The following is a 10317-nucleotide window of genomic DNA, read 5'->3' as shown; positions in this document are numbered from 1 at the left end:
TCCGATCTGTTTGGACGGCCTTGGCGTTACCTTTCGAAGGGCCATACGCCTCGCGTCCTGACACCGACTCAGCCCTGCAGTGTGCTGTTCAAGTTGAAGCCGGTATCGGTGCTCAAGTTAGGGCTGCCCGCCTTCGGTGCTGGTGTTGGCGGGTTGCTCGACAGTGGACCTACCTGCACCTCGGTGCTCAATGCCTTGTCGCCACCCGATGGCCCTTGGCCTGGTGCTGGGTTCGGCACGCTCACGATGCGGCTGCCGCCACAGCCCTGCCCTGCTAACACGTCGGTACTGATCACTGTCGCCTTAGGCTTAGCCATATGGTTTCTCCTGACGATGTGGTTGGTGAGTCGTCGGTCATCGAACAGAGGTAGATCGTCGCGTTCAGCTCGAAGCTGCTGCCATCGCGTCCGGTCCAGAGACTCGTTGGTCTTGCTCATGCTGTCCTCTGAACGACAGCTCTAGGGGAACCTAGCCGCCCCTTAGTAGCCGACAGTGCGGTCAGCAGCGAGACGTGGATAGAGGTCGTGTTGTAGTTGATGTGCAGCCTCGCCACCTTCGTCTTGAGGCCTTCGGTCAAGTCGGGATAGGCCGCCGTCGGGCCGAGTTCTTCGATCGTCTCGAACGCCAGGCGCTTCGTCACGGCGAAGTCTTGCGGCGTAGGTTCGTTTCTATCGCTGCTAACAGGCGGCGCGATAGCGCCGGGTACTTGTTCACTACGTTCATAAGAACGTTCACTACGTTCGGTAGCAACACATGGCTGCGAGTCTAAACGTCGTATCTGCGAGTCTAGATTTCCCAGTTGCAGGTCTACCGCGTCAGACTGCCTGTCTAAAACCTCCGCGCCGACCGGCTCTTCTGTGGCTAGAGTGGCAGCTATGGGTTGCGAGTCTTCCGCTTGCCGTAGAGTGGCAGCTATAGGCTGCAGGTCTAACAGGCTGTCAACGTGGAGGCACCATGTCCGCGGGCGGTGTCGCCGTGGCTTGTCGGTCTCTGAGATGAACCCGCGACGCACGAGGTCGGTCAAGTAGGCGTCGATGGTCCGTTCGCTACATTCGGCCGCCAGCGCCATCGTGGAACGCGAGGGGTAACACTCCAAGCCGTGCTCGTTCTGGCAGACCTTCGCTAAGCACACCAGCAGCAGCTTCTTCGCGGCCCGACTCCGCCGCATGTCGGCCGGCATCTTGGCCTTCAGCACGAGGTCCACGAGGTAAACGGCCACGGCCTAGACCGCCCCACCGCTTTCCGAGGCAGGCCTTGAAATACCCGGCCAGGTGTTCAAGATGCTGGTGAGCGACTCCTGCTCGGCGCGCTCGGCTACCCCCGCGCGGTTCCAGACCGGAATGTCGAGGTACATCGTGATGGTGTTCTCGACGCGTTCCCTGAGTGTCGCCGGGTTCAGCGCGTCGAGTTCCCAGGCCTTGTCACCGTACCGCTCGCGATACCAGCGATACCGCACATCGGATGGCTTAGCCGGGAATGACGGAAGGCCGGCGAGGTCGCCCGCGGTGAGCGCCACACGTACGATCTCGACGTTGCCGCCGTACCGTGCGAGGCGCGCCGGCAGGTCAACGTCGCTCATGTGCATGCCGCTGGGGTCCCAGTCGCCGACGTAGAGGACCGTCAGCCGCTTGGCACTACCATTGCTATCATCGGCGGCCTGGTGGAGCGCGGTCGAGGAGCCGTAGCCGTGCATCACCCGGAACGTCACGCCGAAGTCGTCCAACACCGGGGCCAACGTGCCGCGGATCGTGCCCTTCTCGGACCACACCTCGATCCATTCGGGCTGCATCGCCCAGCGGTCCCGGCGGTACGATCGTTTCACCGTCTCGACAAACGCCGCCGGATTTTCCCAGGCATTGATGCGCTCTGGCTCTCGCGTCTCGTCTACGATCCACGCCCACGGGATCGAGCCCGCCTCGCGCGCGTCCCTGAGCTGCGTGCTGACCTTGTTCGTCTCGTTCTTCGCCATTGAGGCGATCAAGCCGCGGGTGAACAACTGGTAGCAGACCGCGCGCACCGTCGCTGGCTGGATGTCCGACAAGATCGCCCTGGCGGCCTCGATCAAGTCGATGTTGCGGCGTGATTTCCCGCGGCCCTTCATGCCGTTCACCGCGCGCTCCGGTGTTCAAGCGCTGTCGCAATAAATCGCTGCCCAAGGGCTTCTACCTCTCGAGCGTCATATCGAACAGCGCGAATACCGCCGCCAGATTCGGCGAGGTCGATCGGGTGCAGCAGGCCTGCAGTCTCCCATTTCAACAGTTGGCTCTCGCTCACGGAGAGCGCGGCGGCGGCGTCTCGGCGTCGTAGAAGGATCTTCATAGAACCTCATTGCAACAGACAGCCAAGCTGTTGTAAACTGCCGAAACTGTCGCCGATGAGAGTTTTGCAACAGGGGACGCGAACCGTGAAAAGAGACCGGTTGTCCGTGACCTGGCGGGATTGGATCACCGTGACCTGGCAGGAGCGGATCGACGACGAGTGGACGGTGACGTACTACGGCATGCGGGCAGGGCGCGACGTCGTGATCGCCGCGTTAGAGATCAGCCCGTCTAGTTCGGCGTTGGAGTCGTGGCGGACGCGCGTCGAGGCGGGTCAGACGGTTCCGTTGGCCGGGGTGACAGCGCAATTGCTTCGAGGCGTCAAGCTTGGGACCGCTCGTCGTCTCCTTGGTGCCTTGAAAGGCCTCAAGGAAACGATCCACCGCTCAGATCCACTAGAGACACGGAAGCAGCCGCTGGCGAAGACAGCGCCGCCTAACCGCAACAAGTTGCGCCAATACCTGCGGGAGGATCAGGAGTTGCGTCTGGCGTGCGATCCTAATCCAGCCAAGACCCTCGCCACGAAGCACAAGGTGAACCGGTCAACCATGAGAACATGGCTTCGCCGCGCGAAGCACCTCTAGATTCCATTCTGCCCGTCGTTCTGCCCATCGGGTGTGAGGCGCTATACGGAACCATCAATGATTGTGCAGATTTCAGGGTTGGGCAGAATCAAAAACGAATAGACCGCAACCTGTTGACATCACGGCGCTTTCCGCTTCTTACCAGTGGCGTTCGCAACGCGGAGGTCAGGAGTTCGATCCTCCTGCGGTCCACCACTTCGTTTCCACCCCTCAAATTCCCGTTCTGCCCAGGTTCTGCCCATCGACGGCGCGAAGCTCTCCAGCGCCGCGACCTTCCGTTCCGCCGTCGGGTGTGTGTAGCGGGCCAGCATCCGCGTCGAGGAGTGCCCCGACACCTCCATGACGGTGTAGTCGTCCAGCCCGCCGGCAATCATCTGGCTCAGAGCGGTATGCCGGAGCGTGTGCAGCGTGACATCGCCGCTGCCGATGCCGGCCCGTAGGACGGCCCGCTTGAACGAGTGCGCCACCCCGTTGACCGTGTAGCGATCGTGCGTCCTGGTGTTGGTGAACACCCACTCCGATGAGGTGTGCGGGATGGCGTCGAACACCGCACGGAGGCCCGGACCGATCGGGAGCCGCCGTGTCCTGCCGTTCTTCGTTTCCAGAAACACCAACTCCCCCGCCTCGAGGTCGACCCAGCGGAGCGCCAGTAGCTCGCCGATGCGGGCGCCGGTCATCAGCGCCAACGTGACCATCCGCCCCAGCTTGCGAGGACACGCCGCCAGGAGCCGGGATTGCTCGTCAGCCGTCAGGATGCGCGTGCGGCGGTTGTCGACCCGTAGGCGCTTCACGCGCCGCATGGGATGTTCGACCAAGTAGCCCCACTCCACCGCCTTCGAGAACACGCCGCGGAGCGTGTCGAGCTCCCGGTTGACCGTCCCCGGCTGGATCGGTTTCTCGGCGCCCTTGTGCTTGTGGCCGCGCCATTTCCCTGTCAGCCGCTCGCGTTTGAACTGCTCGATCCGGTGCGCCGTGATCTCGTGCAGGATGAGCGACCCGAACGCCCGCCCCAGCACCTTGAGAATCTCCCGGTCCCGCTCCACACTGCGCTTGTGCTGCTCCGCGTAGTCGGTCAGATACGTGTTCCCGAACGTCTTGAACGTGACGTCGGGCTGCTGGCGGATCTGGTGCCGGCCGTCGAGGACGCGCGATCGCTCGCGCGCCTCGATGTTCTTCGCGTCCTGCTTGTTGGCCGTCTCCGTCGTGTTCCGGTAGCGCATCCGGTTGACGCGGAAATCGTAGAACCAATGGTGCTCGCAGTTGGGCGACTTCAGGCAGTGCAGCGGATGGTCCGCCGGCAGCCGCGGGCTGCAGAACTTCCGAACGCTCACGACGGTTTCTCGATCTTCAGAGACGGATTATCAGCAATGAACTCTCGCACCCTGATCACAAACGCTAGCGTTGTGTCGATCTCGTCTTGCGTTCGGCCTTCGTCGCGCATCTTCTTCCCGATCGACGCGAGTGATAAGCCGGAGTCGGCCAGGGCCATGTGGCCATCCGAAATAAGTGTCATGGTCTAGGTTCTCCCGTTCAAGTGTTCTGCCGCGTCGAGGGTGACGGCCTTCATCGCGCACCACTTTTCCGCTGTTCGATCAGGTGGTTGAGGAATCCCACGCAAAGGCGAAAGTCCTTGCCGTCCTGCTCGTACAGGTACGCCAGCGTATCGATCGCGGCTTGCAGGTCTGGCGGGTCGACCGCCGCCGGTTTCGGCGTGAACTTCAACAACTGAAACGGCGCAGCGGCCTTCATCGCGCACCGCGCTTCGTCACGCTCGGCTCGTCACACTTCCAGTGATACGCCGCCGGCTCGAGGTCCGGCCCGAGCCGTTCCAAAACGAGATCCGCGAGCACGTCTAGCGCGTGCAGGTCTTTCGGCGACCGCCGGCCGATCGCGTCGAGTTTCCCGAGGAGCTTTTGCACTGCGTTGGCCGCGGGCCGTGGGTCGAGCGTCTCTTTCGGCATTCTGACCTCCCAATGAGAGGCCAACGGCACTGAGGCAGGTGCTAACATCTGCGGCAGGTCCATCGGCGTTAACGCGCTGATGTTCCGAGTCGGGGCGCCGGTTCGTGTTTGACGCACGGGCCGGCGTACCGCATACCCTGCCACAGTCACCCGCCATCTTGCAAATCAGCCAATCAGGACACGCTGGAGCAATTGCGCCAAGGTGAACGCCGTCGATGATGCCGTGACTCGCCGCAATGGCAGCGTGTACGGACTATCGAAACTCAGATCCACCGATTGAATCGTGTAGTCGCCCGCTTCTCCGAAACCGCCAAGATCGATCGAGACCGTCCGTCCCGCTTTCGTCTTCGGATCCCGCGTGGAATACTGGCAGGACACGATCGGACGGCTGAACTGTGCCAAGTCCGCGTCACACGTGGCAATCAGTAAGTCTTCCCCGAAGCGCCCGTCAGTGATCGTGTACTCACGGATCCCGTCAGTCGGGTTGCCGTCCTCATCGAGTTCTAACTGGCCGAGCGCCGCCTGCGCGGAGAGATCGTCCCGCTGCACCCAGATCGCCACGGCCGAGCCTTTCGCCATCGCCAGCGGAACGCCATTCCACTGATTGATCCCAACCACCGCGGGCGACGGGAGCACCTGAGAGCCATAGAGCACGGTTGTCGTGATGGCGCCTGGACCACTCGCGGGAATCCCGGTGAGCGTGTTGCCGCTGTAGCCGGTATACCGCACGGTCTGTCCGCCGCCCAGGATGGCCCAGCCGCCGTTGAACTGAAACGGCCCCGCGCTGGCGGTCAGCAACGTCGTGGATCCCGCGTTGACTTGTCCCGACGGCTGCGTCAGGCCAGATGTATCAGACGTCGGCGCGATCGCATTCCCGGCGATAACGGCATCAGGCACGTTGTCGAGACCCGCATTCGTGTTGACGTTGTCCGCGATGGGTCCCCATAAATACAACTGGGAGCCATTGACCAACGTCCTGTATATATTGCGGCTGGTCGTGGGAGACGGACCCGTCGAGACGTAGAAGATCGCCACCTGATTCGCTGTCGCCGAGCCCACCGCGAGCGCGTTCGAACCAAGGCTGGCGTCAGTCGCGCCGTCGATCCAAGTGGTGGTGGAATTGTCAGAGATCGTGGTGAGCAGCTTCAATTGGGATCCGCCGGCCGCCGTGCGGTAGATCTTCCGGCCCGTCGTCCCGCTCGGCCCGAGGGGAATCGCCGACAGTGGGACGACATGCACGTCAGAGTTTCCCGCCGTGTTACTGACTGGCCCAAACTGCCCGCTGCTGCTGTAGAGCGAGCCCGCCTGGAGATTCGTCAGCGTCGTCGAGACGTTGTCGCCGATCGCAACTACAAAGATGTTCCCGGTCGGTGTGGTCCCGGTGACCTGAATCCGATAGAGCTTCCGCGACACGGTCCCGCCTGGGCCAAGGGGAATGTTGCTGACGTCGATCTGATTGTTGCCAAACGGCAGCGCGATCACGACGGTCCCGGCCGGACCCACCGTGGTTTCTCCGGCGGCCGTCACGAACGTGACACCGACCTGAACGTGATCGCCAGGGGCCCAAAATTGAGTCCCGGCGACTTCGGTGAGCGTCGGCGCACTACTCGGCGCCGCGATCGGGACGCTGCCCGTCGTGACTGAACTAGTCGGCCCCGGCACGGTTTCGCCGGTCGCAGTCACGTACGAGACTCCATAAAGGTGAACGCCCGCGTCTGGTCCGGTCCCGGCCGTCGGCGTTCCGACCGCCGGCGCAGAGGTCGGTGCCGGATAAGTCCCGACGGTAATAGTGCCCAATGGCGATGGGAGCGATTCGCCAGACGCCGTGACATCCGTGTAGGCGTAGCCGTACAGACCTGAGCTAAGACCAGCGCCGACCGAGACCGCGAGTAACGGCGCGACACTGGGCGCGGCCCCTGGACCCACTAAAGAGCCGCCGCCGCCGAGCTGCACGCCCTCATACGTGACAACCTGCGCTTGCGCGCCAGAGGACGTGACGCCCGTGATCGCCGTGCCGCCATTCACGTTGAACATCACCGCATCTGGCACCGGCAGGATCGTTTCTCCGATTGAGACATCAGTCGGGATCGCTTCACTGTGGCCTTTGCCGGAGACGCGCGTGCGGATCTGCGAGTGATCGATGCTGAACTCAATAGGGGACGGTTTGTCGAGCGGCGGATGCGTGGTGTTAATCGGATCGGGTTGCTCCGCGTCCGGATCGATCAGGAAGAGCTTGATGTCTCTGGCGTAATCGACTTTGGTTTTGCCGACGACAGTGAAGTCACTGATCGCCGTGGCCAGACGGCGCATGCACGTCATGAAGTCTTCAGAGCCGTCGAAGATGATCGAGACGTTCGGCAGGCCGTCCTGCACACCGACCGTCGTGAAGTCTGGCGCATACCGCACCGCAATCGCCCGCGCAATCACGGAGGCCGAGGTCTCCACCCAGGTACCGTACGGCCGGCGCTTGTTCAGCCGGAAGGTGTGATCGATCAGGCTCACCGGCCAGACCGGATTCACGTTAGGGAGTCCGGCGTAGGTCTGATCGAGACTCTGAATCTCTCCGCCGAAAATCAGCGCCGAATCATCGAGCGTGCCGAGGCCGATCTTGAGCCCCTCTCCCGCATTCGGCGCCGTGTCCCCAAACACGCACGATCCGGTATTCGGTTGCGCGCCGAGCACGTCATGGATCGTCAACGACGGAAACCGCACCCGCGAGGTCACGACGTCCCCGGCCAGCTCAAATAGCGTCGTCCTCGCCGCTGATGTCGTGAAACTCCAGACCGGCCCGGTTGCGGAGCCGCCGGCATTGAACGCCACGATCTTCCAGTAGTACGTCGTGCCTGGCAGGAGCGTTGGGATGTACGAGGTCGATTGAATCTGCGGAGCGACGATAGTGGTCGGCGGATTGACCGTGCTCAGATAGACATCGAAGTTCGTGGCCCGCGCCGACACCCACGATAACAGCGTGTAGTACGCCGTACCCGTATCTGCCGGACTCGGTGTGCTTGGCGTGTCAGGCGCCGCGGGAGCAGTCGGCCCGGCGCCAGTCGTCCGTCGTCGTTTCGTCCACGGCTTCGAAGGCTGGAACCTCATTCTGTGAATCCCCGCAAAGTCGAGATGATGGACTCGGCGTACCGCAGGTTCGCCTCATGCCGCGCGATCGTGCGCGCCTGACTGCGAACCAGGCGCGTCACACCAGCCAAACGCCAGCGCAAGCTGGCGATTTCCACGTTTCGCGCGATGAGTGCCCGTTCCTGAGCAATCGCCAGCGCCTCAAACGGGTCCGGCTTGCCATCGCGTCCGAGTGTTTCGCGGACGATGCGGCGATACATGCCGTCATTCATGGTCAGCGTTTCGCGCTGGCAATCAACCGAGACAGCACCGCGATCTTGTCGCGCGAATTCACGAGCCACGTATCGATGGCCGACTTGAGCCGACACGGTTCACCCGCGCCGCCGCCGATCCACACGCCGAAGTCTTCCCGAAACGCATCATTTTTCGGAAAGTCGAAGAGGTCGCGCGCCGTGACGTAATCAGATTCGCTCCAATGCAAATAGGCCATCGTTTCTGCATTCGTGAAACGGGTGAGATCAACGACCTCCGGTACCATCGCTGCCCGTTCAGCCATTTCCGCTGGAACGTCCACCACAAACACCGGCCGGTCAGGCGGGATCTTGCCGTCGTAGCGTTTCGCGCAGTCCTCGACCCATGTCGGGACGACGCCGCCTTCACACCGGATGAAGTGCTTCAAGGTGATCGAACTGCCTTCGGGTGGATTGACGACTTCAAAGTGCTGTACTGCTGCTGCCATCTGTTTTCTCCCAGTTCAAAGTGATTGCGATGGTGAACTACCTGTTCAGTCCAGGCGCCGGCCCCACCGCAATCGAGAACGGCCGGCCTTCTCGATCAGCGACTCGACATCCGAGCCGCCAGTGACCTACTCCGCGAGATCTCTCGACACGCCTTGCACGAGCGCACGAGTCGCCCCTGGACCCGGTGTAAGCCGGTCGCCGTTGACCCGCAGGCGCAGACATACGCGCCGGCCCGCATCAGTTGCACATCCGCCTCGAACAGCGTCATCGCCCCTACGTGACCGCGGTCGTGCTCGCCGTTCAGTGCCGCTGTTTCCCATTTACTCATGTCATTCCCCTATGGCGATCCGCAGTTGGACGCGCCGAAAATTGAGATTCGAGCAGAGCTGATCGATCGCCGTCGCTTCGTCCGACGTCGCATACCGCCGATAGGAGTTCAAAAACCGCGTCATGTCGCCGTGCATGTCCTCGGTCCAGACCGGCGTCTTCGCCACAGTCCAGCGCCAGCTTTCGAGTTCTGCCGGCACGCTGATCTTGTGAAACTTGTCCTCGGCAACCACTTCTCGATAGTCGAGGAGCTCCGCATGGACCACGTGCCCGGTTTCATGGAGTGCAATCAGGCACAATCGGAGGTTCCGCAATGGCCCGATTTCGATCCAGCGTCCCTTCCGGCTCGCCGTGCCGTTCGCAAGCCGAGGATCGGCGCAGTCTCGAATGTCGATCGCTTCGGACATCCAGACGTGCTGCAGGAAGCTCGCGATCTTCTTCACCAGCGGATTGTCCCGATCGTCAAAGTCGCCGGAGATTTCATCGAGCCATTGACGCTGCTCGGTCGGCCCGAGTGTCCCGCCGATGTCCGCCAGAAATTTGCGGAACCCGCGCCGCTGGCAGAGTTCCACGCGATCGGCTTGCCGCCGTTCTTCGATCAACCGCTCGCGGAGGAGCTTCTTGTGTAGCCGATTTTCCGCGACCAGCTCCCGCCTATGCTGCTCTGACTCGCTGATCCGTTTGTCAGCTTTGCCGCGGATGTCGGTGATTTCCTTCTCGAACGTCGCCTGGAGTTCCTTCACACGGTCGAGATGCCGTTGCGACGGTGGCGCCAACACAGCCGGCGTCACGCCGAGCGCCTGCAATCGACCCCGCGCCGCCGCGATCGACATGCTCATGTCAGCTTTCCGTTCCCCGGCCCGGTCGGTGTGGCGGGCCATTTCGATTTCGCCACGGTGAAAAATTCATCGAACGGACTCGGCGCCGTACTCACCGCCGCGTCTCGTACCTCGAGCTCCAGGCGCGCGATCGCGCCGCTCAGCGACAACAGCAACAGCGCCTGATGCCGAATCTCCCGCAGGAGTGGAGCGAGGTCGGCCTTCGTACCAGCCGCCACGAGCTCCGCTAGACGCGCGCTGAGCCGTGTCCGCGTGTACTTCGTCTCGTCGTAGGCCGTCTGCGCGTCGGCCAGCCGCGAGAGTGCCGTCGGGCTCAGAGGCCGCTCCTGATGCCGCCCGCCCTTACCGAGCGTGCCTCCTAGCCGGTGAACTTCGCGACTCTTGCGCCCGTTTCCGCCGCTTCGTCCCTTCTGACCGCTCACTTGCGCTCCTTTGTCAAAAAAACCCATTCGGTGGACTTCATTGCGTGTCTG

At 62.5% G+C, this 10317-nt stretch carries 14 protein-coding genes; 2 read left to right on the top strand and 12 right to left on the bottom strand.

Annotated features, from left to right (window positions below; genetic code table 11):
- Positions 1-68 precede the first annotated feature (68 nt).
- From V4529_17120 to V4529_17110, 3 genes are all read right to left on the bottom strand, one after another.
- Positions 69-437, bottom strand: coding sequence for a hypothetical protein (locus V4529_17120; GenBank protein ID MES2360065.1), 369 nt, complete (start codon positions 435-437; stop codon positions 69-71).
- Complete coding sequence (locus V4529_17115; protein MES2360064.1) at positions 434-640, bottom strand: hypothetical protein; 207 nt, start codon at positions 638-640, stop codon at positions 434-436. The genes V4529_17120 and V4529_17115 overlap by 4 nt, the downstream gene beginning before the upstream one ends.
- A 582-nt stretch (positions 641-1222) precedes the next feature.
- Positions 1223-2101: a hypothetical protein gene (locus V4529_17110; protein MES2360063.1), complete on the bottom strand. Its 879-nt coding sequence runs from the start codon at positions 2099-2101 to the stop codon at positions 1223-1225.
- Positions 2102-2121: 20 nt separating this feature from the next.
- Here V4529_17110 and V4529_17105 point away from each other — a divergent pair, with 20 nt between their 5' ends.
- Together V4529_17105 and V4529_17100 are read left to right on the top strand one after the other, a co-directional pair.
- On the top strand, positions 2122-2307 hold the full coding sequence (locus V4529_17105) for a hypothetical protein (protein ID MES2360062.1): 186 nt from the start codon (positions 2122-2124) through the stop codon (positions 2305-2307).
- Positions 2308-2425: 118 nt separating this feature from the next.
- Complete coding sequence (locus V4529_17100) at positions 2426-2902, top strand: hypothetical protein (protein MES2360061.1); 477 nt, start codon at positions 2426-2428, stop codon at positions 2900-2902.
- Between the two features lie 119 nt (positions 2903-3021).
- Here the strand turns inward: V4529_17100 and V4529_17095 are convergent, their stop codons facing one another.
- The 9 genes from V4529_17095 to V4529_17055 form a co-directional block, all read right to left on the bottom strand.
- The gene (locus V4529_17095) at positions 3022-4233 is read right to left on the bottom strand and encodes a site-specific integrase (GenBank protein ID MES2360060.1); all 1212 of its coding nucleotides are present in this window, start codon (positions 4231-4233) and stop codon (positions 3022-3024) included.
- Positions 4230-4415 carry a hypothetical protein gene (locus V4529_17090; protein MES2360059.1) on the bottom strand — a complete coding sequence of 62 codons (186 nt, stop codon included), beginning with the start codon at positions 4413-4415 and terminating at the stop codon, positions 4230-4232. Before V4529_17090 ends, V4529_17095 begins: the two co-directional genes overlap by 4 nt.
- 50 nt (positions 4416-4465) lie before the next feature.
- A complete protein-coding gene (locus tag V4529_17085; GenBank protein MES2360058.1) occupies positions 4466-4651 on the bottom strand; it encodes a hypothetical protein in 186 nt (61 codons plus the stop codon).
- The gene (locus V4529_17080) at positions 4648-4863 is read right to left on the bottom strand and encodes a hypothetical protein (protein MES2360057.1); all 216 of its coding nucleotides are present in this window, start codon (positions 4861-4863) and stop codon (positions 4648-4650) included. The genes V4529_17085 and V4529_17080 overlap by 4 nt, the downstream gene beginning before the upstream one ends.
- Positions 4864-5028: 165 nt before the next feature.
- The gene (locus V4529_17075) at positions 5029-7959 is read right to left on the bottom strand and encodes a hypothetical protein (protein ID MES2360056.1); all 2931 of its coding nucleotides are present in this window, start codon (positions 7957-7959) and stop codon (positions 5029-5031) included.
- The gene (locus tag V4529_17070; protein MES2360055.1) at positions 7956-8198 is read right to left on the bottom strand and encodes a hypothetical protein; all 243 of its coding nucleotides are present in this window, start codon (positions 8196-8198) and stop codon (positions 7956-7958) included. The genes V4529_17075 and V4529_17070 overlap by 4 nt, the downstream gene beginning before the upstream one ends.
- A 14-nt stretch (positions 8199-8212) precedes the next feature.
- Positions 8213-8677 carry a hypothetical protein gene (locus V4529_17065; protein ID MES2360054.1) on the bottom strand — a complete coding sequence of 155 codons (465 nt, stop codon included), beginning with the start codon at positions 8675-8677 and terminating at the stop codon, positions 8213-8215.
- 330 nt (positions 8678-9007) lie between these two features.
- A complete protein-coding gene (locus V4529_17060) occupies positions 9008-9886 on the bottom strand; it encodes a hypothetical protein (protein ID MES2360053.1) in 879 nt (292 codons plus the stop codon).
- The coding region (locus V4529_17055; GenBank protein ID MES2360052.1) for a hypothetical protein at positions 9841-10317 on the bottom strand (477 nt) is incomplete at its 5' end. The genes V4529_17055 and V4529_17060, both read right to left, overlap by 46 nt.

It is taken from the genome of Gemmatimonadota bacterium (genome assembly GCA_040388625.1).
Taxonomy (GTDB): Bacteria; Gemmatimonadota; Gemmatimonadetes; order Gemmatimonadales; family Gemmatimonadaceae; genus Fen-1247.
This window is presented reverse-complemented; position numbering and strand designations above follow the sequence as displayed.